23 protein-coding genes are annotated in these 22,194 nt (G+C 54.9%); 21 read left to right on the top strand and 2 right to left on the bottom strand.

Going from position 1 to position 22,194, the window contains the following annotated elements:
* Positions 1–191: 191 nt before the first annotated feature.
* From glgB to H7F11_RS06240, 6 genes are all read left to right on the top strand, one after another.
* A complete protein-coding gene (gene glgB, locus H7F11_RS06215) occupies positions 192–2,384 on the top strand; it encodes a 1,4-alpha-glucan branching protein GlgB (protein ID WP_193650204.1) in 2,193 nt (730 codons plus the stop codon).
* Between the two features lie 30 nt (positions 2,385–2,414).
* Complete coding sequence (locus H7F11_RS06220) at positions 2,415–2,876, top strand: NfeD family protein (RefSeq protein ID WP_193650205.1); 462 nt, start codon at positions 2,415–2,417, stop codon at positions 2,874–2,876.
* Complete coding sequence (locus tag H7F11_RS06225; protein ID WP_193650206.1) at positions 2,852–3,781, top strand: SPFH domain-containing protein; 930 nt, start codon at positions 2,852–2,854, stop codon at positions 3,779–3,781. Before H7F11_RS06220 ends, H7F11_RS06225 begins: the two co-directional genes overlap by 25 nt.
* Positions 3,782–3,987: 206 nt before the next feature.
* A complete protein-coding gene (locus H7F11_RS06230) occupies positions 3,988–4,200 on the top strand; it encodes a hypothetical protein (protein ID WP_193658074.1) in 213 nt (70 codons plus the stop codon).
* Positions 4,201–4,326: 126 nt separating this feature from the next.
* Positions 4,327–4,581, top strand: a complete 255-nt coding sequence (locus tag H7F11_RS06235) for a type II toxin-antitoxin system HicA family toxin (RefSeq protein WP_193650207.1) — start codon at positions 4,327–4,329, stop codon at positions 4,579–4,581.
* Positions 4,578–4,913 (top strand): type II toxin-antitoxin system HicB family antitoxin, encoded by a 336-nt coding sequence (locus tag H7F11_RS06240; protein ID WP_193650208.1) that lies wholly within the window; start codon positions 4,578–4,580, stop codon positions 4,911–4,913. The genes H7F11_RS06235 and H7F11_RS06240 overlap by 4 nt, the downstream gene beginning before the upstream one ends.
* Position 4,914: 1 nt before the next feature.
* On the opposite strand, the gene pgl is transcribed toward H7F11_RS06240, so the two are convergent.
* Complete coding sequence (gene pgl / locus H7F11_RS06245; protein ID WP_193650209.1) at positions 4,915–5,619, bottom strand: 6-phosphogluconolactonase; 705 nt, start codon at positions 5,617–5,619, stop codon at positions 4,915–4,917.
* Positions 5,620–5,643: 24 nt separating this feature from the next.
* On the bottom strand, positions 5,644–6,339 hold the full coding sequence (locus H7F11_RS06250) for a VIT family protein (RefSeq protein WP_193650210.1): 696 nt from the start codon (positions 6,337–6,339) through the stop codon (positions 5,644–5,646).
* Between the two features lie 96 nt (positions 6,340–6,435).
* Here H7F11_RS06250 and cysM point away from each other — a divergent pair, with 96 nt between their 5' ends.
* The 15 genes from cysM to radA all read left to right on the top strand — a co-directional run bounded on the left by cysM (position 6,436) and on the right by radA (position 22,080).
* On the top strand, positions 6,436–7,320 hold the full coding sequence (gene cysM / locus H7F11_RS06255) for a cysteine synthase CysM (RefSeq protein WP_193650211.1): 885 nt from the start codon (positions 6,436–6,438) through the stop codon (positions 7,318–7,320).
* Positions 7,321–7,413: 93 nt separating this feature from the next.
* A complete protein-coding gene (locus tag H7F11_RS06260) occupies positions 7,414–9,399 on the top strand; it encodes a hypothetical protein (RefSeq protein ID WP_227485309.1) in 1,986 nt (661 codons plus the stop codon).
* A 1-nt stretch (position 9,400) separates the two neighbouring features.
* Positions 9,401–10,099, top strand: a complete 699-nt coding sequence (locus H7F11_RS06265; RefSeq protein ID WP_193650213.1) for a DUF1318 domain-containing protein — start codon at positions 9,401–9,403, stop codon at positions 10,097–10,099.
* The gene (locus H7F11_RS06270; RefSeq protein ID WP_193650214.1) at positions 10,084–10,905 is read left to right on the top strand and encodes a 3'-5' exonuclease; all 822 of its coding nucleotides are present in this window, start codon (positions 10,084–10,086) and stop codon (positions 10,903–10,905) included. The genes H7F11_RS06265 and H7F11_RS06270 overlap by 16 nt, the downstream gene beginning before the upstream one ends.
* Positions 10,892–12,214 carry a 23S rRNA (uracil(1939)-C(5))-methyltransferase RlmD gene (gene rlmD, locus H7F11_RS06275; RefSeq protein ID WP_193650215.1) on the top strand — a complete coding sequence of 441 codons (1,323 nt, stop codon included), beginning with the start codon at positions 10,892–10,894 and terminating at the stop codon, positions 12,212–12,214. The genes H7F11_RS06270 and rlmD overlap by 14 nt, the downstream gene beginning before the upstream one ends.
* Positions 12,204–12,728: a L,D-transpeptidase gene (locus H7F11_RS06280; RefSeq protein WP_227485310.1), complete on the top strand. Its 525-nt coding sequence runs from the start codon at positions 12,204–12,206 to the stop codon at positions 12,726–12,728. Before rlmD ends, H7F11_RS06280 begins: the two co-directional genes overlap by 11 nt.
* A gap of 11 nt (positions 12,729–12,739) precedes the next feature.
* Positions 12,740–14,878, top strand: coding sequence for an APC family permease (locus H7F11_RS06285; RefSeq protein ID WP_193650217.1), 2,139 nt, complete (start codon positions 12,740–12,742; stop codon positions 14,876–14,878).
* Positions 14,862–15,902 carry a beta-N-acetylhexosaminidase gene (gene nagZ, locus H7F11_RS06290; protein WP_193650218.1) on the top strand — a complete coding sequence of 347 codons (1,041 nt, stop codon included), beginning with the start codon at positions 14,862–14,864 and terminating at the stop codon, positions 15,900–15,902. The genes H7F11_RS06285 and nagZ overlap by 17 nt, the downstream gene beginning before the upstream one ends.
* A gap of 107 nt (positions 15,903–16,009) precedes the next feature.
* A complete protein-coding gene (rpsF, locus tag H7F11_RS06295) occupies positions 16,010–16,417 on the top strand; it encodes a 30S ribosomal protein S6 (protein ID WP_193650219.1) in 408 nt (135 codons plus the stop codon).
* 17 nt (positions 16,418–16,434) lie between these two features.
* Positions 16,435–16,707 (top strand): 30S ribosomal protein S18, encoded by a 273-nt coding sequence (gene rpsR, locus H7F11_RS06300; protein WP_010637680.1) that lies wholly within the window; start codon positions 16,435–16,437, stop codon positions 16,705–16,707.
* 15 nt (positions 16,708–16,722) lie between these two features.
* Positions 16,723–17,640 carry a DUF2232 domain-containing protein gene (locus H7F11_RS06305; protein WP_193650220.1) on the top strand — a complete coding sequence of 306 codons (918 nt, stop codon included), beginning with the start codon at positions 16,723–16,725 and terminating at the stop codon, positions 17,638–17,640.
* Positions 17,641–17,676: 36 nt separating this feature from the next.
* Positions 17,677–18,123 (top strand): 50S ribosomal protein L9, encoded by a 447-nt coding sequence (rplI, locus tag H7F11_RS06310; protein WP_010637682.1) that lies wholly within the window; start codon positions 17,677–17,679, stop codon positions 18,121–18,123.
* A gap of 25 nt (positions 18,124–18,148) precedes the next feature.
* Complete coding sequence (dnaB, locus tag H7F11_RS06315; RefSeq protein WP_193650221.1) at positions 18,149–19,522, top strand: replicative DNA helicase; 1,374 nt, start codon at positions 18,149–18,151, stop codon at positions 19,520–19,522.
* Positions 19,523–19,630: 108 nt separating this feature from the next.
* Positions 19,631–20,725, top strand: coding sequence for an alanine racemase (alr, locus tag H7F11_RS06320; protein WP_193650222.1), 1,095 nt, complete (start codon positions 19,631–19,633; stop codon positions 20,723–20,725).
* Positions 20,722–22,080, top strand: coding sequence for a DNA repair protein RadA (gene radA, locus H7F11_RS06325; RefSeq protein ID WP_193650223.1), 1,359 nt, complete (start codon positions 20,722–20,724; stop codon positions 22,078–22,080). The genes alr and radA overlap by 4 nt, the downstream gene beginning before the upstream one ends.
* The last annotated feature ends 114 nt before the right edge of the window (positions 22,081–22,194 follow it).

A 22,194-nucleotide genomic window follows, 5' to 3' on the forward strand; every position in this document is an offset into this window, starting at 1 on the left:
TTCTCCTTGTCGGGCACTGGTATTACACCTAGCTAGGAGTATAGACAGGATTCCCCCGTGCTTTCGGTTTAAAGGTACTGAACTTGGAGGATGTCGGCAAGCACTCAAAGGGGACAATGGTCTTTTCCGGCGATGTGTTATGCTCTTGGTGGGAGTGGCTCCTCAATCACAATGATGAAAAGGAGATTGTGGTGACGAAATTACCAAAAAAAAATCATGGCGAAGATTGGAATCATGACGAAATAGCCATTCGCGAGGCCCGTCATCACGATCCCTTCGCCTGGTTGGGGCAGCACCGGATCGGTAACGACAATCAAGCTATGCAGCGCGTTTTTTTGCCCGGGGCCTCTCAGGTAGAACTGCAAACCCCGCAGGGATGGGTGCTGATGACCATGCAGCATCCCGACGGGATTTTCACCCATGCCGGAGAAAGCCTGCCCACCCCCTATCGTTACCGCTGGCTGGATTCCCTGGGCACGCACGAGGCTTATGATCCCTATGTGTTCAGTCCGGTATTGGGCGATCTGGAAGTTTATCTGTTCAGTGAGGGTCGCTTGTATGAAGCCTATCAACATCTGGGCGCCCATCGTCGTTATCATGAAGGTGTCGAAGGAGTGTTTTTTGCCGTTTGGGCACCCAATGCGGAGCGGGTCAGTGTCGTTGGCGATTTTAATCACTGGGATGGTCGTTATCACCCGATGCGGGTCCGGGGAATGAGTGGCCTCTGGGAATTGTTCGTTCCTGGACTGGAATTGGGCGAAATCTACAAGTTTGAACTCCGTCACCGGGATTCCGGCGCGGTTTTTGTGAAAACCGATCCTTATGCCAATGCTTTTGAAAGACGTCCAAGTACTGCAGCCCGGGTAGTGGACAGTCAGCATGTCTGGAAAGATCAGGACTGGATGGCTGCGCGGACGCAGGCCGACTGGCAGCATGCCCCCATGAATATTTACGAAGTGCATCTGGGATCCTGGCAGCGCGACGAGAAAGGGGATTTTCTGAGCTATGACGAGCTTGCCGAAGGTCTGCTGCGCTATGTGCAGGACATGGGTTACACCCATATCGAACTTATGCCGGTGATGGAGCATCCTCTGGACGAATCCTGGGGTTATCAGGTCAGTGGTTACTATGCGCCGACCAGCCGCTTCGGGAACCCGGATGGTTTTCGGGCCTTTGTAGATGCTTTTCATCAGGCCGGTATTGGGGTGCTGCTGGATTGGGTGCCGGGGCATTTCCCCAAGGATGACTGGGGACTGGCACGTTTTGATGGCACCGCTTTATATGAATATGCAGACCCCCGTGAAGGTGAACATCGTGACTGGGGGACGTATATTTTCAATTTTGGCCGCAACGAAGTCCGCAATTTTCTGTTGGCTAATGCCTGCTATTGGGCGGACAGTTTTCATATTGATGGCCTGCGGGTGGATGCGGTGGCTTCCCTGCTCTACCGGGATTATTCCCGGAACGAGGGGGAATGGATTCCCAACCAGTATGGTGGCAGGGAGAATCTTGAAGCCATTGATTTTCTCAGGGAAATGAATGTGGTGCTCAATGAGCGCTATCCGGGTATTTTGACCATTGCCGAAGAATCGACCTCCTGGCCCATGGTCTCCCGCCCCACCTATGTGGGCGGGCTGGGTTTTTCCATGAAATGGAATATGGGCTGGATGAATGACACCCTGTCCTACATGCAGCAAGATCCGGTTTATCGGCGCTTTCATCAGAATGATCTGACCTTCAGCCAGTTATATGCATATGCAGAAAATTTTGTACTGCCCCTCTCTCATGACGAGGTGGTGCATGGAAAACGCTCTTTGCTGGATAAAATGCCTGGCGATACCTGGCAGCGTTTTGCCAATTTACGTCTGCTGCTCAGTTATCAGTGTGCTCATCCGGGTAAAAAACTGAATTTTATGGGCAATGAATTTGCCCAGGGAATGGAATGGAATTGTGGGCAGGCTCTGGACTGGGATTTGCTGCAAACACCCTGGCATCAGGGGATACATTGGCTGAGTCGGGATCTCGGACACCTGCACCGCGACTTGTCAGCCTTGCATGATCTGGATTTTGCACCAGAGGGTTTTGCCTGGGTGGATTGCCATGACGCAGACCAGTCCATACTCAGTTTTCTGCGCCGCGATCGCAACGGTGCTTTTATTCTCGCAGTGTTCAATTTTACTCCGGTACTGCGCAAAAATTATCGTATCGGCGTTCCAGAGTCCGGGCGTTACCGGGAAATTTTCAATAGTGATGCAGCTGCGTATCAGGGCAGTAATGTGGGTAACCTTCCGCTGTTTGCCGAAGCGCGGAGCTGGATGGGATTACCCTGTTCACTGGAGTTGACTCTGCCGCCCCTGGCAGCACTGTTTTTGCAAATGGACTGAGGAGAATGACTCCCGGCGTGGGTAATTAGCATGCTTTATATTTATGTCATTATCGCTTTCGTAGCGGGAATATCCGAATTGTTCACCGGCACTTTTTATCTGGCGGCGGTGGCTTTAGCCGCCTTGTTTACCGCTATTACCGGATTGGTGCTGCCTGGCGCGGTTTTGCACTGGGTGTTTCTGGGCTTCTGTCTGGTATTGCTGCCTGCCGGAATGTGGCTGCGCCACCGGCTCGCCGGAAAAGCCCAGGGACTGACGGATTTTGACTTGGGTCAGGGCGTGGATGTGATTCGTGGCCCTGACCAGAATGAACATTATACGGTGCGTTACCGGGGCAGCGAATGGATGGCGGTGGTAGATGATGGCCCGGCCCCCTGTGCCGGTGATCGCGCCGTGATCGTGGGCAAGACCGATAACCTGCTACATTTAGGGGTGCTACCCCGGCAACCCTCCGACAAGGAGTCTTTATGTCCTCCCTCATCATCATCCTGATTGTCATTGTTGCGGCTTTTCTGATTTTACGCACCACCATCCGGGTGGTTCCCCAGCAGCGTGCCTGGGTGGTTGAAAGACTCGGTAAATATCACGCGGTTCTGGAACCGGGCCTGAATTTTATTATTCCTTTTCTGGACCGTGTGGCCTTTCGTTTTGATATGCGCGAAGTACCCATGGAAGTGCCCGCGCAGGCCTGTATTTCCTTTGATAACACCACCATGACGGTAGACGGGATTCTCTATTTGCAAATTACGGACTCCGTCAAGGCGGCTTATGGTTCGAGCAACCCCTTTACTGCCGTTATCCAGTTGGCACAAACCACCATGCGTTCAGAAATCGGCAAGTTGCATCTGGATGCAGCCCTGTCTTCCCGGCAGCTGCTCAATACGGCGGTGGCGGCTTCGGTGGATGAAGCGGCCCTGAACTGGGGCGTCAAGGTGCTCCGCTACGAAATACGGGACATCACCCCACCCCAGGAAATCATCCGCGCCATGGAACTGCAAATCACCGCAGAGCGGGAAAAGCGCGCCCTGATTGCCAAATCCGAAGGACAAAGACAGCAGCAAATCAACACTTCTGAAGGTCAGCGGCAACAGGACATCAATGTGGCAGATGGCCGCAAACAGGCGGAAGTATTGCGTGCTGAAGGCGAAGCCAAAGCCATTCAACTGGTTGCCGAGGCTACCGCCGAAGCCATCCGGGTTATTGGTTCGGCAGCCCGTGAACCCGGAGGCTACGAAGCCCTGCAAATGCAGCTCGCCAAGGACTACATCGAAAAGTGGGGATATTTGGCCAAGAGCAGTACCAGTCTGGTGATTCCTTCCGATCTCGGCAATATTGGTGCTCTGGTGGGAACGGCGCTTTCTATGGTTAAGCAGTCGCAGAAAACGGCTGCGGAATGAACGCCGGGCCTGTTGCTGGATGCCAGAAGTAGGACAAGAGCGCGCCCCAATATTTGGGGCTATATCGCGACGTTAGCGTTAAGCATGTGGCCCTTCCGTTTGCATGCTTCGCAACGGCAAACACGCTTGGCTCATGTACCTCCGGTACGAAGGCGATAGTGTTTTTGTCTCGCAGGGTGACCTCAGTGCACAAGGAGTTGCCGCGTATGAGCTTGCCAATGGCCAAATCGATGAGTATCCGCTCGCTTGGTGCATCAAAGTGGAGTGGTGCTACAGAATATTGGTATACTTCTATGTTAACGATGGTGCTCAGCCAGATTGGGTCTCTTGGCATGCCAGTTAGCTCTTCTCGTTTCGGTAACCCCGACCCAACACCTCTGGCGCTCAACCTGCTCCTTCCGTTCGCTGGATACCGCTAAGCGGCGCACTCCGTAGCCACACGTTCAGCAGTCTGAAAAATACTCCCTATATAAATTTAGCAATCCGGTAGCAGGGTGCTGCCAAAATTGTTTTTATTGCTATCGTTTTTTGATAGCATGTATCATATGAATGCCAAGCACACCAAAACGTTGCAAGCTATTTTTGCCAAACCGACTACAGCTTCTCTCGAATGGGTGCGTATCGAAACTCTATTCATCGCGTTGGGTTGTCGGGCTATCGAAGGGCGTGGTTCTCGTGTTCGTTTTGAATTTAATGGCAGAATTACCGCTTTTCATCGCCCGCATCCCACCAAGGAAGCTAAACCGTATCAAGTTGAGCAAGCACGCGACTATTTAACTGCTATCGGAGTTAAACCATGAACACACTGACTTACAAGGGCTACACCGCCCGCATTGATTTCGATGACCGCGACAATAGTCTGGTTGGCAGGTTGCTTGGCATACAAGACATTATTGGCTTTCACGCCGAGAATGTTGCTGATTTACACACGGCATTTGAAGAGGCCGTGGATGATTACCTTGAGGCGTGTGAAAAAATTGGTAAATCACCTGAAAAACCGGCTAGCGGTAAGCTTTTGCTCAGGGTTCCGCCAGAGCTTCATGCCGCAGCCTTAATCAAGGCGCAGGCAGGTGGCAAAAGCCTTAATCAGCTGGCTATTGAAGCGTTGAGCCGTGAGGTTCGTATAGAGTAAACTACCCCGGCAGACTTTCCGGCCACGCAGCCATATCCAGCCAAACATCCGCGCCACGACCCACCACCGCTGCAGGAATGTTTTCACCGCGTAACCAGGAAGCAATGGCGTCCTGCTTTCCTGAGCCGCATGCCAGAAAAAACAGGGCGTGTGTATGGCGCAGTCTCCAGGCGCTGAGGCTGACTCTCTGCGGGGGGGCTTTAGCAGCATCCAGAATACTGAGGGTGGGAGAGCTGCCTTTTTCCTGCCCCCAGTCATGTCCGGGAAACAAACTGGCCGTATGTCCATCTTCTCCCAAACCCAAAAGTACCAAATCAAAACGTTGTGCGGGCAGAATGGCTGCATAGCGGCGGGCCGCTTCACTGGCTCCTGCTTCGGCGGGTATGGTATGAATCTGGGCGCCTGGAATGGGTACCTGGGATAACCAGGTTTGGGCAAGCATCAGGCTGTTACGTTCGTGATCTTCGGGCGGCAGGCAGCGCTCATCGCCATAATAAATATGCCAGCATTGCCAGTCGCGGCCCATGGATGGCAGCCGGGCATAAGTGGCACGCGGCGTATTGCCTCCCGCCACCACCAGATGAAAAGTACCGCGCAGGGCGATGGCCTCAGCCGCCATGCGGGTGATGGCCGCCGCAAGATGGGTACTGATCTGTTCCTGGTCAGGATAAATATGCCATCTTGGCAGTGAGTTTTCTTCCAGCATGCTGAATACCTCCGAAAAATGGTCCTAGCCGATAGCCTGACCGAGAAAGTGACCGATCAGTGCCGTAAAGGCGAGGGCGACTGTGCCCCAAAACAGGATTCTCAAGGCACCCTTCAAAGGGTTTGATCCACCCAGTTTGGCAGATATGACCCCCAGTATGGCCAAAAGAATCAGCGTACTTACAAAGAGTATGGGCAGCGCATAGGCGTGCGGGACAAAAGCGCCGATCAGAACCGGCGGTACCGCGCCGCTCACAAAAGAAACAGCGGAGGCTAATGCCGCTTGAACAGAGCGCGCTTCAGCGACTTCAGTCAGGCCCAGCTCTTCCCGTGCATGCGCTTCGAGGGGATCACGCTGCATCAATTGAAAAGAGACTTGCCGTGCCAGCGCTTCATCCAGGCCCCGGTCCATATAAATTCGACAAAGTTCGAGTTGTTCCAGTTCAGGATTTTTCTTTATTTCATGGGCTTCCTGCCGGAGTTGCGCTTTCTGGCTGTCACGCTGAGAGCTGACGGAAACATATTCACCGGCCGCCATGGACAGCGCTCCGGATAACAGGGCGGCAACTCCGGCCAGCAGAATCTGATCATGATTGGCCTGACCCGCTATGACTCCACTGAGCAGTCCTGCAGTAGAAAGGAGACCATCGTTTGCACCCAGCACGCCAGCACGCAGCCAACCCGTGTTTTTCTCGTGACTTTCTGTGTGCTTGTTTTCCATTCCAAGGATTCCAATCCCGACTTGAAGGGGGTTCAGGATAGCCCCGGTTTAGGGCTTGGGTCTATGATGGCGTCATGTTCAGGCAAGGAGAAGCATATGGGCGGATTGGAAGATTGGGTGGGGAATACCCCGCTTTGCGAATTCAGGAGTTTGGCACCCAGAACGGGTGTCCATATTTTTGGCAAGCTGGAGGGGAATAATCCGGCAGGTTCCGTCAAGGATCGCCCGGCCATGAACATGATCCGGCGGGCTCTGGAGCGCGGCACCATCACGACTTCCACCCGATTGATTGAACCCACCAGCGGCAATACCGGCATTGCTCTGGCTATGGCGGCTTCGGTGCGGAAGATCCCGATGACCCTGATTATGCCGGAAAACATGAGCATCGAGCGGCGTCAGGTGATGCGGGCCTATGGCGCTGAGGTCATTTTGACGCCAGCTGAACGTAGTATTGAAGGGTCTATTGATTTGGCCCGGCAAATGGTGGCCGCCGGAGAATGCTTCATGCTGGACCAGTTTTCCAATCCCGATAATCCGGAAGCTCATTATCTCAGTACGGGTCCGGAAATCTGGCGGGATACACGCGGCAGCATCACCCATTTTGTCTCTTCCATGGGTACCACCGGGACGATCATGGGTACTTCCCGCTACTTGCGGACGGTCTCTCCGGATATTCAGATTGTCGGCGTACAACCCGCTGAAGGAGCTAAAATTCCTGGTATTCGCCGTTGGCCGGAAGCCTATTTGCCAAAAATCTACCATCGGGAGATGGTCAGTCAGATAGAAGACGTGACCCAGGAGGAAGCCGAGGACATGACCCGGCGTCTGGCGCGCGATGAAGGGGTACTGGCCGGAATATCTTCTGGAGGCGCGGTGGCCGCCGCCCTGCGCGTTGCCCAAACTCTGGAGCAGGGGGTCCTGGTGGCAATTATCTGCGATCGCGGTGATCGCTACCTGAGTACAGGCGTTTTTCCGGCCTGAGTGTTTATGCAGGACTTTAACCCCTTGCGCCTGCCAACAACCGCCGGGTTCAGACTCAGGTATTGGCTTATATTTTTTTGTGCGGGATTTTTGTTGTCCGGTTCGGCTTGGGCGCAGACCCTGGAAATCACGGCGGCACGGGTTCAGGGCGCTGCCTGGCAAGCGCAGCACCTGAGGGTCATGTTGCGGACGCATGCGCAGAAAAATGCCAGTCTGCAATTTCAGGCCGGGATCCTGCAGCTTGGCAAACAACGTCCCTGGCAAGCCATACAGGGTAACTGTGTCCTGAAGACCCGGCAGGGTTGGTCGTGTTCAGCCTTGCACCTGGCGATTTCGGGAAGTCCCTGGGGGGCTTTGCAAGGTACTGGACGTTTTCAGGTGCTGCGTTCCGGGGGGGCTGGTAGCCTGCACTTCCAGTTGGAGGGGGCAAAATTGGGCAAGCTGACCCTGCTTGCGCGCAGTGCAGCTTCAGGTCGCTGGCAATTACAGACCCGGGGAGAAGTCGCTTTAAGCGATTGGGTTTCCGCCCTGAATCTGCTCCCGGCCACCTGGCAAAGTGGCGGAGAACTCGCTTGGCAGATGCATTCTTCGGGTGCTGGCTGGTCACAAATTTCTGCGGTTCATTTCAGGGCGCAACTGCACAAAGGCCAGTTCAGTAGTCCCGATGGGTTGCAGGCAGCCCAGAATGTCGCCGCACAATTGTCAGGTGATGGGCATCTGCAAGGACACTGGCAGGGACAGGTTCAGCTGCGTTGGGACGAGGGTGGCATTTTATGGAGTCCCTGGTACTGGGCGGCGCCGGCGCGACCGGTTGTCATGCAGAGTCGCTGGCGCCAGTCGGCAAAAAACTGGCATCTGGAGCGGGGTCAGATAAATTGGCCGAATCTGGGAACCGCAAAATTTGCCGTCAGTGAACCCGTTCAGGGAAGTAAGCTGGACTGGCATTTGCAGGATGCAGATGTCGCTCTGGCACCCCTTTTTACGACCTGGATTAAACCGTTATTGCCAGCCAGCAGTTTTGCAGCACAGGCTTTGCTGGCGGGTCATTTGCATTTTTCGGTGGCGGGAAATCCGGCTTTGCGTTCTGTGCATTGGGATTTGCCGCACGGTGATTTTTCTACCCAGCAAATGAGCCTGGCAGGCGTCGTCAGTCATGGCGCCTGGGGTGCCCATGTACCCGTGGAAAAGGCGGTTTTTAACTGGCAAAGCGCCACCCTGTATCATATTCCTCTAGGCCCGCTGGCCGTGCGCGTACTGTTGCATCCGGGGGGATTTGCCTTGCAACAGCCGGTGGATCTCCACCTTCTGGGTGGGGTGCTGCATTTTCAGGAGCTTTCCGGCCATTGGACGGGATCCCATTCCGGTTTTTCCATGCAGGGTAATTTGCAGGGGGTGAGCATGAAATCCCTGACGCAGATTATGCACTGGCCGCCCTTCACCGGCACGATTCAGGCTTCCATTCCGCGCTTGACTTATCACGCCGGGACAATACAGACCAGTGGAGAATTAAGCGCAGGTATTTTTGGTGGCAAGTTGCGGGTAAGTGACCTGCAGGTGCAGAATTTCCTGGGCGTGATGCCGTTGTTGCGGGCTAACGTGTCCGTTCAGGGCTTGCAATTGAAGCCGCTCACGGACGCTTTTCATTTTGGGTATATCAGCGGGGTATTGGATGGAAATCTCCGCAATCTGTACCTGTTGAACTGGTCTCCAGAAGCTTTTCAGGGACATTTTGAAACCGTCAAGACGCCTGGTGTTCCCCAAAAAATCAGTTACCAGGCGGTTCAGAGCATTACCAAGCTGGGTGGGGGAGATGGGATCAGCGGCTTCTTCCAGGGACTGTTTTTGCGGATGTTCAATACCTTCAGTTACAGTCATCTGGGGATGGGCGTAAATCTGTCAAATGGTGTGGCAGAGCTTTCTGGCGTCCATCCAGAAAATGGTGGCTTTGTCATTTTGCAGGGACAAGGACTGCCCAGGGTGGATATAGTGGGGTACAATCGTCGGGTGAGTTGGGATGAGTTGCTGGCGAGACTGAAAACGGCCATGGAAACCGGACCGCAAATGCACACAGGAGAATAGAATGATGAAGCAAGCTTTGCTGAAAAACCGAACCTGGCAGGCACTGCTGGTGTTGGGCATGCTGATGGGGCTTTCGGCTTGCGTCACGGTGAATATTTATTTTCCGGCCGCTGCTGCCAAACGTCTTGCTGATCAGGTGGTGGGTGAAGTTTACAAGGCGGCAGCCCACGGCGCGGTTTCGACGCCCACAGCGCCCACCCTTTCAGCACCGGCTCAGGTGGCTCCTGCCCCTGCCGTGCCCGCAGCTGCACCAGCCCCCAGTGCTTTTGAGCGTCTGACACCGGCTCATGTGGCCGGTTATCTGCTGGCAACGAGCTTTTCGGCATTGAGTACACCGGCCGAGGCGGCAGCCGATCTGAATGCTTCCAGTCCCGGGGTGCAGGCCGCACGGGCCCAGTTGGAATCCATTGCCGCGCAGATGCGTCCCTATTTTGAAAGTGGTGCCGTTGGCTGGACGGCCAACGGGCTGGTTGCCATTCATGATGCTTCCGCAGTGCCTTTGCAGGCACGCGCCGGCCTCAGTGGCCTGGTTAGCAGCAATAACAGTACCTTGCAGAATCTTTACCAACAAATAGCCAATGCCAATGGTCATCCTGATTGGGAAGGACAAATTCAACAGACTTTTGCCCAGACCTGGATCAGCAAGGCCCCTGCAGGATACTGGTATCAGAACGCCAGTGGTCAGTGGCAGAAGAAATAAACACCATTTTGCAGAATATTCTGGTTTTTGATATCGAAACGATTCCGGATATTTCCGGAGGTCGGCGCCTGCATGGTATTGATCTTGCCGATGATGCGGGAGTGGCCGAATTGCTGCAGCATCAACGCCGAATTGAAACCCAGGGTGCCAGCGAGTTTTTACGCCCTTATCTGCATCAGGTGGTCGCCATTTCAGCGCTTTGGTGGCAAGGCGATCAGGTTAAACTCAGCAGCTTTGGCGCGATTGAGGATCCGGAAGCGACGCTGGTTCATGCTTTTTTTCAGATGATTCAGCGTCACGCTCCACAGTTGGTGTCCTGGAATGGTGCAGCCTTTGATTTACCGGTGTTGCACTATCGGGCTTTTTTGCACGGCATTCCGGCAACGCGGTACTGGGAACAGGGGCAAAACGAACCCAACTATCGCTGGAATAATTACACCAGTCGTTATCATGAGCGCCATCTGGATCTTATGGATGTGCTTTCTGCTTACCAGGCGCGTAATGTTGCGCGCTTGCAGGACATGGCTCTGTTGCTGGGGCTGCCGGGCAAACTCGGCATGAGCGGTGCGGAGGTCCTGAATCATTATCAGCAGGGCGAAAAACAAGCCATTCGCCATTACTGCGAAGTGGACGTTCTGAATACTGCGCTGCTGCATTTGCGCTTTGAGTTGACCCGGGGGCATCTGGACAAGTTGGCTTATGAGGCGCGTCAGAACCAGTTGCGCAGCTATTTACAGGGCCGTGATGAAGCCCATATCCGCGAGTTTCTGGACTTGTGGCCGGAGAACCTGCATGTCGCGTCCTAAGCCTATTCGCGATGCAGCGCCTGAGCGGGTACTCATTGAAAGCCTGGATGCAGAAGGACGGGGTGTTGCCCGGGTGGACGGCAAGGTGCTTTTTGTCGATGGCGCCCTGCCGGGCGAAGAGGTCATGGCCCGGCGCACTGAAAATCACAAAACTTTTGAACGGGCCGAAACGGTCACGCTCCTGAAAACTTCTTCATTGCGGGTAACACCCCCCTGTCCTCATTTTGGATTGTGCGGCGGTTGCAGTTTGCAGCATCTGGATGTGAGCGCGCAGGTGGCCATCAAGCAGCGGCAGTTGGAGGATAACCTCTGGCGCATTGGAAAAGTGCGTCCACAGAGAATTCTCCCACCCATTTTTGGTCCGGGTTTGGCTTATCGAAGCAAGGCCCGCCTTTCGGTGCGGACCCCCAAAACCCGTGGTGCTCTGGTGGGTTTTCGAGAACGTAGCAGCAACTACGTGGTAGATATGAACCAGTGTCTGGTGCTCGACCCCCGCGTTGGCCAGCGTATTCCGGAACTGCGGGTCCTGATTGGCAAAATGCAGTCTCCCCAGGATTTCCCCCAGATTGAAGTAGCTTGTACCCCCGACGCTGTAGCTTTGGTGTTTCGGCATATGCGTCCCCTGGCGGACAGTGATCTCATGCATTTACGTCAATTTGGACTGGATCACGACCTGCAAATCTGGTTGCAGCCGCGCGGTCCCGATACTTTGCATCCGCTGATCCCCGAACAACCGTCCGCCCTGCATTATGACCTGCCGGATTATCAACTGCGGATGCGTTTTGATCCGTTGGTATTTACTCAGGTGAATCAGTCTGTCAATCAGGTGACGGTGCGCCGTGCCATGGCTCTGCTCCGTCCTCAGGCCGGTGACCATATTCTTGATCTGTTTTGTGGCTTAGGGAACTTCACCTTGCCCATGGCGCGTTTGGGCGCGAATGTGCTGGGCGTTGAAGGCGATGCACGGTTGGTGGCCCTGGCTTCGGAAAATGCTGCCGCCAATGGGCTCTCGGCGCAAGCCCGATATCAGGTGGCTGATCTGACCCAGGCGCGGATGAGTGACTTTCAGATGGCAGGAACTATCGACAAAATGCTGATTGACCCGCCCCGAAGTGGGGCTATGGAAGTGTTGCAAAGTCTGACTCCCGGTGTATCCCGTCTGGTCTATGTTTCCTGTAATCCGGCGACTCTGGCCCGGGATGCCGAATATCTGGTGCACGAGCGTGGTTATCACCTGAAAGCAGCGGGTGTCATTAACATGTTCCCCCATACTGCCCATGTCGAATCCATTGCCCTTTTTGAAAAATGAAACGCCAGCAAACTGGTTTTGGGTGGATGTTGCCACTCAGAACCTGCGGGTGATGCAAGCTGCGCACGAAACAGTGCAATATCCCATTTCAACGGCCCTTAACGGACTTGGAGAAAGGCGTGACAGCGCCTGTACGCCACGCGGTTGGCATCAAGTCAGGGCAAAAATTGGCGCGGGATTGCCAGCTAATGCCATTCTGCGCGGACGCCGCTGGACGGGAGACTGCTATGACGCCAGCGAGAATCCGGACGAAAACGGCCATCAGGACTGGATACTGGGGCGGATTCTCTGGCTTTCCGGCATGGAATCCGGGTTTAATCGCGGCGGCTATTGCGACACGTTCCGGCGCTACATTTATATCCATGGCACCGCCGATACCGCTCGTCTCGGTCAGCCCGTCTCGGCCGGCTGCATTCGCATGAGCCCGGAGAATGTGTGCATCCTCTTCCCTGAAACTGCTCCAGGGCTCCCTGTTTTTATTGGGCTACAGCCCCCTGTTGATTTCCCCCGTTGAGGAGGTTCTGAATGGCCTGGATTCGCTTACCCCGATTTCGTCGTGCCGTAAACGTATTCAACCCGAAACTGTTTGAAAGCTTGTCTCTGGCTGCCTTTCTGGCCTGGGTAGGCCTGGGTTCAGATGCTTTGTCCTCATCCGCCTACGGTCCTCCGGAAATTTATTATGCCTTGAAGGGGCATGAATATCTGGCGGTTTTCCTGGCCATTGGTATTCCGGTTTCGGTGTTCATTATCTCGGCAGGTTATAAGCAGGTGATTGCCTTATTCCCGGATGGCGGTGGTGGTTATCATACGGCCTCAACGCTGCTCGGTCCGAAAGCGGGTCTGGTCAGCGGTTCAGCCCTGATTGTGGATTACGTTCTGACCGCAGCCATTTCCGTGGCCTCTGGTACCGAAACGTTGCTCAGCAGCCTGCCGTCCTATTGGTACAGTGAACGCATCCTGATTGATGTGGCTATTTTGCTGTTTCTGATTTTCATCAATTTGCGCGGCATGAAGGAGTCCATCAAGATTCTCTTGCCCATTTTTATGGCGTTTGTCGCTACCCATATCATCATGCTGGGTTTTGGTCTGGTCAGTCATGTCGGCGATTTTCCGAGTATCGCCCACAATACGGTGGCTGGAGCCGCGCGTGATAACCAGTTGTATGGCTGGATATTCATTGCCGCACTGGTCATGCGTGCCTTCAGTCTGGGCGGTGGAACCTACACCGGTCTGGAGGCCGTGGCCAACGGGGTCCATATCATGCGCGAACCACGCATCCAGACTGGTCAGCGGACCATGACCCTGCTGGCCACCTCCCTGTCACTGGTGGCCGGAAGCCTGATATTTCTCTATCTCATGTATCATGTGCATGAACATCAGGGACAGACCCTCAATGCCGTACTTTACACGGCCATCACCAGCGACTGGACTATTGCCGGAATCCATTTTGGTCCTACAGCCACGGTAATTACTTTGGTCACGGAAGGATTGCTGCTGTATATTGCCGCCAATACCGGCATTATCACTGCCCCCATTGTCATGGCCAACATGGCGGTAGACCGCTGGCTTCCAGAACGCTTTTCCTATTTGTCGGACCGCTTTGTGTCGCGAAACGGCATTTTGCTGGTCGGTTTTGCAGCGGTGGCCATTTTGCTGGCGACCGGCGGGCATGTGAGTATTCTGGTGGTGCTCTACAGTATCAACGTGTTTATCACCTTCACGCTGACCATGGCGGGGCTGAGTCGCCACTGGTTTGCCCAGCGGCATCATGAGCCGCGCTGGAAAGGCCACCTCACGATCAGTGTGCTCGGTTTCATGGTCACGGCATCCATTCTGGCCATCACCATTTTCGAAAAGTTTGATGCTGGTGGCTGGTTTACCCTGCTGGTGACATTGATTGTTGTTGTGCTCGGATACCTGATTTATCGGCACTACAAGAGCATCCGCAAAATTACCGCTGAGCTGGATGAGACCATGCTGGATGTGGTGCCGGAACATCTGGAGCCGGGTCCCAATCTGCCCCTGGACCCCCGGGGCGCGACGGCGGTCTTTTTTGTGAGCCGCTTTGATGGCCTGGGTTTGCATACCTTGCTGACGGCGCATCGTATGGTTGGTGGCTTCGTCAAAAATTACGTGTTTTTGCTGGCTGGCATTGTTGGACAGGGCGAGTTCAAGGGCATCAAGGCGCTCGAAGATCTGAAGGTTTATGTGGAAGCAGAAGCCAATCAGTATATGGCCTTCTGTCGTAATGAAGGGATGGCTGCCACCTGGTTTGCTACCTACTCCACCGACCGCATTCTGGCTATGGAAGAACTGGCGGATGTGGCTATTCGCTACTTTCCGCAAAGTATCTTTTTTGCAGGACGGGTGATTGACAACCGGAGCAAGGGCCCTTTCCATGGTCTCCTGCATGATGAAGTCAGCTTTATTGTCCAGGATCGACTCCAGCATGATGGTTTCAGCATGATGATTGTTCCGGTGCATGTGCATGGTATTCCCAGCCAGCCGCCGCGCATTGAGCTGCCTATTTCCATGTCGCCCGATATGGAGCTGGTCCAGCAGGAGGATGTGGATAAGGAAGGGAGTAAGGCAGCGGCTCAGGCACCCTCCGCAGCAAAAGCCGATCCGACCGTGGAGACCAGCCCGGATGTCCCACTCCGCTGAACCGCGATTGCTCATGCGTGGTCCCCTGATGGTCGATATTGCTGGTCTTTGGCCAACACCCGAAGAGTTTGAGCGGCTCCGCCAGCCGGCGGTGGGTGGCGTCATCCTGTTCGCCCGTAACTGTGAAGATGCGCAACAGGTTCAGGCGCTTTGCCAGGAAATTCATGCGCTGCGCAGTCCCCCACTCCTGATTGGAATCGATCAGGAAGGTGGTCGGGTACAACGTCTCAAAAAGGGCGTGACACGCTTTCCACCCATGGCCAGGCTGGGTCAAAAGGCCGAAGCTCTGGGTCTGGAGGCGGCTCAATCCCTGGCTTATGACTGGGGGCGTCTGCTGGCCACTGAATTGCGGGAAATTGGCGTAGATTTCAGCTTCACGCCCTGTGTAGATTTGGATCGCGGTATTTCCCGGGTGATTGGTGATCGCGCCATTCACCGTAATCCGGATTGGGTAGGTGCCATTGCGGCGCGTCTTTGGCAGGGGATGTCTGATTCCGGTCTGCAGGGAGTGGCCAAACATTTTCCTGGCCATGGTGCTGTGGCAGCCGATTCGCATCTGGCTTTGCCTCGCGATGATCGACCACTTGTCGCCATTGAGGAAGACTTGCAGCCTTTCCGCTCTATGATTCAGGCAGCCATTCCAGCGATCATGCCGGCCCATTGTCTGTATCCGCAAATAGACCCCGAGCAGCCCGCCGGATTTTCATCGCGTTGGCTCACAGGCGTATTGCGCGGATCAATGGGTTTTACAGGCGTTATTGTCAGTGATGATTTGAGCATGGTGGGTGCCCATGCGGCGGGAGACATGTCTGCAAGGGTGGATGCGGCACAGGCTGCGGGTGCGGATCTGCTCCTGGTTTGCAATGATCCTGATGGTGCCCATGCAGCCATTGAGCACCTGCAAAATCAGGGAATGCAGACCGGGACCAACACGCTTGCCGCTCTTGCTGGAGACGCCGGAATTCCCCTGTCGGCCCCTGAGCGCGCCCGCTGTATGCGCGAAATCACCGAATTATCCTGTTAAGCTCTTGTTTTTCCCGCGTCGCGTATTAGAATACGCCCTCACCATTTTTTACTCCTTGTTCGGGCGATGGGCGTCCGGACTCCGCAGTGAACCATAAGGAGCAACGTTTGCGTCATTATGAAATCGTGTTTCTGGTCCATCCTGATCAGAGTGAACAAGTCCCCCAGATGATTGAACGCTATCGCGGCATGATCGAAGGCGATGGCGGTCGTTTCCATCGCCTGGAGGATTGGGGTCGTCGGCAACTGGCTTATCCTATCAAAAAGGCTCATAAGGCTCATTATGTGTTGATGAATGTGGAATGCAGCGGTGCTGCCCTGGCTGAAGTGGAAGATGCTTTCCGCTTTAATGATGCGGTACTGCGGCATCTGATTCTGGCGCGTAAAGAAGCAGTGACTGAAGCGTCTTTTCTGGCCCGAGACGAAAATGATCGTCGTGAACGCGTCGAAACCGACAACGAACAAGGCGAAAGCGAATCCATTCACAGTGATAATGAAGCCGTTGCTACGGCCTGATTCAAGGAGCAGACAAGATGGCATTTAATCGGGATAGAGATCGTGACGGTGACGGTGATAAACGTGGCGGTGGAAATTTTACCCGGCGTCGCAAGTTCTGTCGTTTCAAGGCAGAAGGCGTCAAGGAAATTGACTACAAGGATCTGAAAACCTTGCAGGCCTATGTTGGCGAGACCGGTAAAATTGTCCCCAGCCGGATCACGGGCACCAGTAATTTGTATCAGCGGCAGTTGACCACAGCCATCAAGCGCGCGCGCTTTCTGGCCCTGTTACCATACGTCGTGCGTTAAGGCGCTGACGGAGCAGTGACGGCGCAGCCACAGGGTGGAGTTCTGCGCTGGTTTCTCAGCGGACGCTGGCAAGCCGGTTTAAGTATTGCTGTCCTGTTCAGTCTGGCCGGGTTGGTACCCTTTCTGGCTGCGCCCCTCTTCTTGAACTGTGTGGCTTTGGTGGCTCTGGTCACTTTACAGGCAGGACGCAAGGAAAGTCTGGAAGTGCTGGTCATCGCCGGTATCGCCAGTATGCTCTTTACCTTTAACCCCTGGTTTGGGGTGCTATTTGCACTGGTGGCCTGGTTACCGGGGCGACTGTTGGGTGAGGGGTTGCATTGGGATACGCAGTGGAGTGGCGTGGTCTGGGTGCTGATTGGCTTGTCTTTGCTGATTTTGGTGCTGATGTTGTGGGTAGTCCCACTGGGGGCCGGGCCAGATTTTTGGCAGACCCAGATGACACAGACGCTGAAACCCCTGGCCAAGGAGATCAGCAAGGTGCAGATGGCGGCAGTTTTGCATATGGCACCCTTGTTGCCGGGCATCATGGCAGCGGGTTTGGTTTTGCTATGGACCCTTGCGGCATTGCTGGCCAGTCGTTGGTACGAGCGTTATCAAGGTCTGGATCGACCGCAACGCTTTTACGGCAGCCTGGAATTGCCGGGCGTGCTGATCTGGCTGGTGGTGGCAACTCTGCTGGGCATTAGTCTGCTCCACGGTGCATCGGCCTGGCCATTGCAAAATCTGGCGCTGCTGGTCGGGACCTGGTATCTCCTGCAGGGCTTGAGCTTTGTGCATTTGTGGTTTGCTGCCAAAGGCTGGCCCACCATGGCCCTGGTAGGACTGTATATTGCCCTGATTTTGTTGTCACAGTTGCTGCTGGTACTGAGTGTGCTGGGAATTCTGGACAGGGTGTTTCACCTGCGGCAAAGACTATTGAGACCACGTTCCTGAGGAACGTTTTGCAAGAATTTTTGGGAGGAATTGAACATGAAAGTGATTTTGCTGGAACGTATTAACAAGCTGGGTCGCCTGGGTGATGTTGTCGAAGTCAAACCCGGTTATGGACGTAACTTTTTGGTGCCTCAGGGCAAGGCCGTAGTTGCCAACCAACGGAATCTGGAAGAATTTGCCGAGCGCAAGGCGGCTTTGGAGCAGGTTGAAATGGAACGCCTGCAGGCCGCCCAGCAGCGTGCAGCCGCTCTGGCTGATGCCGTCGTGAAAATTGCCCTGCAGGCGGGTGAGGACGGCCGTCTGTTCGGTTCTGTGGGTTTGCACGATATCAGTGCTGCTCTCAAGTCACAGGGCCATGAAGTGGCGCATACCGAAATTCGTCTGGTAGATGGCCCCATCAAGCGGATTGGTGAATTCCCCGCCCGTATCCATCTGCACCCTGAAGTCGAGCTCGATGTCATGGTTTTTGTCGAGCGGGCCTGATCACCGGGCACGCTGAGACGCGACCTTGTACGAAGAGGATGACTACGGCGGCGGGGTGAAAGCTCCGCCGCATTCCATTGAGGCCGAGCAATCGGTTATCGGTGCGTTACTGATTGATCCTGAATCTGCGGATCAGGTCATGGAAGCGGTCGCCGCAGAAGATTTTTATGAGCGCCGGCATCGGCTGATATTTCAGACGATCAGCAACATGCTTAACGCCGGTCGCGTCGTGGATGCGGTCACGGTGTCAGAAACCCTGCAGGATCATGAGCATCTCGCTGATGCCGGCGGTGTGCAGTATTTGCTCCTGCTGGCCAATGAAACGCCCTCTGCGGCCAATGTGCTGGCTTATGCCCACATTGTGCGTGAGCGGGCCACCCTGCGCCAACTGATTAGGGTAGGCCGGGAAATCGCCGAGTTGGCTTACCGGCCTGACGGGCGCGAAGCGCGGATGCTTCTGGATGAAGCCGAAAGCCGGGTTTTCCAACTGGCAGAAGGACAGCAGCGGTCAGGCAAAGCTTTTAAACAGTTGAATGAAGTCTTGCCCGCCGTGATTGATCGTATTGAGGCAGTCGCCCGTGACAAAAAAGGGGTTACTGGTCTGGCTACGGGCTTTGCTGACCTGGATGAAAAAACTTCGGGTTTGCATCCGGGTCAACTGGTGATTGTGGCAGGTCGTCCCAGTATGGGAAAAACATCCTTTGCCATGAATGTGGCCGAGCACGTCGCCTGCGTTGAAGGCAAAAATGTGCTGGTGTTCAGCATGGAAATGCCTACAGACGAAATTGTTTTGCGGGCCTTGTCATCACGGGGTCGGGTCGATCAGCACCGTCTGCGTAACGGTACCCTGGGAAATGACGATTGGCCAAGACTGGCCCATGCCATTGGCGAATTGGGCACCGCCCCACTTTTTGCCGATGATTCTGCGGCCTTGTCTCCTGCCGACCTGCGCTCCCGGGCACGCCGTCTGAAGCGCGAGCAGGGCCTGGATTTGATTGTGGTCGATTATCTGCAGCTCATGCAGGTTCCGGGTAGAGGCGATAACCGGGTAGCCGAAATTTCCGAAATCAGTCGTTCATTGAAAGCCCTTGCCAAGGAGTTGTCCATTCCTGTAATCGCCTTGTCCCAGCTCAATCGCAGTCTGGAAAACCGTACTGAAAAGCGTCCACAAATGTCGGACCTGCGCGAGTCCGGGGCCATCGAACAGGACGCCGATCTGATCCTGTTTTTGTATCGGGACGAGGTGTACAACAAGGATAATGAAGAGGTAAAAGGCATTGCCGAAGTCATTATCGGCAAGCAGCGCAATGGTCCCATCGGAACCGTGCGGATGAGCTTTTTCGGCGAATATACCCGCTTCGAAAATTATGCGCCAACGGGTGGCGAATACAGTCATTGAGTTTTTCCGGTTGCGCGCCCAGCCGTAACCGTGAGCGCCACAGCCGCTGCAATGTCTCTCTCTACCCTTTGTTTTCAGATTTAACGGCGCTTGGATTATCATAGCCCCATGACCCGCCCTGTATTTGCCGAAATTTCCCCTTCAGCCTTGTGCCACAACCTCCAGGTGGCTCGTAATCATGCGCCTCAGGCCAGAATCATGGCGGCGGTCAAGGCCAATGCCTATGGTCATGATGTGCGTGTTTGTGCTCCGGTTCTGGCATCAGCCGGTGTGGATGCTTTTGCCGTGGCCTCTCTGGAAGAAGCCGAAACGCTGCACGTTCTGGCATTGAACAAACCCATTTGTCTGTTGGGCGGTCCTTTTACAGCGGAAGAAGTACTGCTCGCCACCGAACGTGCTTACTGGCTGGTCATTCATGAAGATCGCCAACTGGCCTGGCTCGAAAGCCTGGTCCCGCATTGCGCTCTGCAAATTTTCATCAAGGTGGATACGGGCATGCACCGTCTGGGCTTTTCCCCGGAGCGATTACGTGAAGTTTTCGCAAAACTGCAGCCCTATCCACACTGGCAGGTGCTGGGCCTGATGAGTCATCTGGCGCGTGCTGATTACCCGCAAGATCCATTCAATGATCAACAGATAGCGGTATTTGAGCGCATGGTCAAAGCGTATTCAGGTTACACGCTGGGCCAGCATAGTCTGGCCAACTCCGGGGCTGTTCTGAGTCTGCCTTCGGCCCAACAATATTGGGTGCGCCCGGGTTTGATGATGTACGGATTATCGCCCTTCACCGGTAAAAATGGTGTGGATGTGGGCCTGCAACCGGTGCTTTCCTGGCAAAGTGAAATCGTCGCGACGCGCCATCTTCAGGCCGGCGACTGGCTGGGTTATGGTGCCACCTGGCAGGCAGCAGAAGCCTGTCGGGTGGGAGTTGTCGCAGCAGGTTATGGCGATGGTTATCCGCGTCAGCTGGGATCAGGTGCTGCCATCAGGGTGGCCGGTCAGGAAACCCGTACTCTGGCGCGGGTCAGTATGGATATGCTTTTTGTAGATATTACCCATATTCAGGCAGATATTGGCAGCAAGGTGACGCTGATGGGTGGCGAAGGACCTACTCTGGAAACGCTCGCTCAGCAGCTGGATACCATCCCTTATGAAATGAGTTGCCGCATCCAGATGCGCGTTCCCAGGAGGCTGCGGGCATGAGTCGCGATAAAAATGTATTCGTGTGCCAGGATTGCGGGAGCAGCAGCAGCAAATGGCTGGGCCGCTGTCCGGATTGCGGGGCCTGGAACAGCTTTGTGGAACAGCGTGTCGAAAAAAGCAGTGCGCGATCGCAGACCGCTTTTGCCAATGCGAGCCCGCCCCAGTTTCTCCATGCGGTACCTTTGGAAGATGCTGGCCGAAGAACGACCGGATTGTCAGAGCTGGATCGGGTACTGGGAGGTGGGCAAGTCCCCGGTGCGGCTATTTTGCTGGGGGGGGAACCCGGAATCGGCAAATCGACCCTGCTTCTCCAGACGGCCCATCATCTCAGTCTGAGTAGCAAGGTGCTCTATGTGACGGGAGAAGAATCGGCGGCTCAGGTGGCCATGCGCGCCCAGCGTTTGAGCCTCGGGAAAAGTCCGGTGCGGGTTTTGGCTGAAAACCATCTGGAAGCCATCGAAGCACTACTGCAGGCTGAAAAACCCGATTTGTTGCTGATTGATTCCATACAGACCGTGTATACCGATAGCCTGCAGTCGGCACCCGGATCTGTAGCCCAGGTGCGTGAATGTGCCGCCCGTCTGGTGCGTTTTGCCAAGGCCAGTGCAACCACCGTCTGGCTGGTTGGGCATGTGACCAAGGAAGGTGCTATTGCCGGTCCGCGTGTTCTCGAACACATGGTCGATACGGTGCTGTACTTTGAGGGAGAAGCTGGCAGCCCCTACCGGATTGTGCGCACCATCAAAAATCGTTTTGGTGCAGCCAATGAGTTGGGCGTATTCCAGATGCAGGAAGCCGGATTGAGTGAGGTGGCCAATCCCTCGCAGCTGTTTCTCTCCCAGCATGAAAAACCGGTACCCGGCAGTGTGGTGCTGGCAACGCAGGAGGGTACACGGCCGCTGCTCGTCGAGGTGCAGGCACTGGTGACCCCCAGCCCATTGGCTAATCCCCGCCGCGTCGCCATTGGCTTGGATCCCAATCGCCTGTCTTTGTTGCTGGCTATATTGCATCGGCATGGGGACAGCATGTTTTTTGATCAGGACGTATTTGTGAATATTGCTGGGGGAATTCGGGTCAATGAACCCGCCGCCGATCTGGCTGTGGCATTGGCCTTGTTAAGTAGTTTTCGCAACAAGGCCATGACGGGAAGACGGGTAGTGTTTGGAGAACTGGGTCTGGCGGGAGAGGTGCGACCCGTTGCCGATGCCCAGGGGCGTATTCGCGAAGCGGTCAAGCTGGGCTTTAAAGGCGCGATCACTCCGCGTGGAGATCAGCTGCAGGCTCCCGGCACGTTCCAAATCACTTCGGTACTGCGCCTGGGTGATGCCATGGATGATGCCTTTTCGGGATCTTAGAGAGATTTTCCCCAACGGGTTTTCATGGCTTGCAAAATCTTCAAGGAGTCGTTACGGTAGCGACTGTACAGTCGTCAATTTGTCACGTAATTTACTGATATATGTGGTTTATTT

This window comes from Acidithiobacillus sp. HP-2 (assembly GCF_015100155.1).
Lineage (GTDB): Bacteria > Pseudomonadota > Gammaproteobacteria > Acidithiobacillales > Acidithiobacillaceae > Acidithiobacillus.

Coding starts and splice junctions, on each gene's coding strand:
- H7F11_RS06225 (WP_193650206.1), top strand. CDS start 2,852: ATGTCCTCCCTCATCATCATCCTGATTGTCATTGTTGCGGCTTTTCTG.
- cysM (WP_193650211.1), top strand. CDS start 6,436: ATGGGCGGATTGGAAGATTGGGTGGGGAATACCCCGCTTTGCGAATTC.
- nagZ (WP_193650218.1), top strand. CDS start 14,862: ATGTCCCACTCCGCTGAACCGCGATTGCTCATGCGTGGTCCCCTGATG.
- pgl (WP_193650209.1), bottom strand. CDS start 5,619: ATGCTGGAAGAAAACTCACTGCCAAGATGGCATATTTATCCTGACCAG.
- H7F11_RS06230 (WP_193658074.1), top strand. CDS start 3,988: ATGAGCTTGCCAATGGCCAAATCGATGAGTATCCGCTCGCTTGGTGCA.
- alr (WP_193650222.1), top strand. CDS start 19,631: ATGACCCGCCCTGTATTTGCCGAAATTTCCCCTTCAGCCTTGTGCCAC.
- H7F11_RS06240 (WP_193650208.1), top strand. CDS start 4,578: ATGAACACACTGACTTACAAGGGCTACACCGCCCGCATTGATTTCGAT.
- rpsR (WP_010637680.1), top strand. CDS start 16,435: ATGGCATTTAATCGGGATAGAGATCGTGACGGTGACGGTGATAAACGT.
- H7F11_RS06235 (WP_193650207.1), top strand. CDS start 4,327: ATGAATGCCAAGCACACCAAAACGTTGCAAGCTATTTTTGCCAAACCG.
- rplI (WP_010637682.1), top strand. CDS start 17,677: ATGAAAGTGATTTTGCTGGAACGTATTAACAAGCTGGGTCGCCTGGGT.
- H7F11_RS06250 (WP_193650210.1), bottom strand. CDS start 6,339: ATGGAAAACAAGCACACAGAAAGTCACGAGAAAAACACGGGTTGGCTG.
- radA (WP_193650223.1), top strand. CDS start 20,722: ATGAGTCGCGATAAAAATGTATTCGTGTGCCAGGATTGCGGGAGCAGC.
- rlmD (WP_193650215.1), top strand. CDS start 10,892: ATGTCGCGTCCTAAGCCTATTCGCGATGCAGCGCCTGAGCGGGTACTC.
- H7F11_RS06220 (WP_193650205.1), top strand. CDS start 2,415: ATGCTTTATATTTATGTCATTATCGCTTTCGTAGCGGGAATATCCGAA.
- H7F11_RS06285 (WP_193650217.1), top strand. CDS start 12,740: ATGGCCTGGATTCGCTTACCCCGATTTCGTCGTGCCGTAAACGTATTC.
- H7F11_RS06265 (WP_193650213.1), top strand. CDS start 9,401: ATGATGAAGCAAGCTTTGCTGAAAAACCGAACCTGGCAGGCACTGCTG.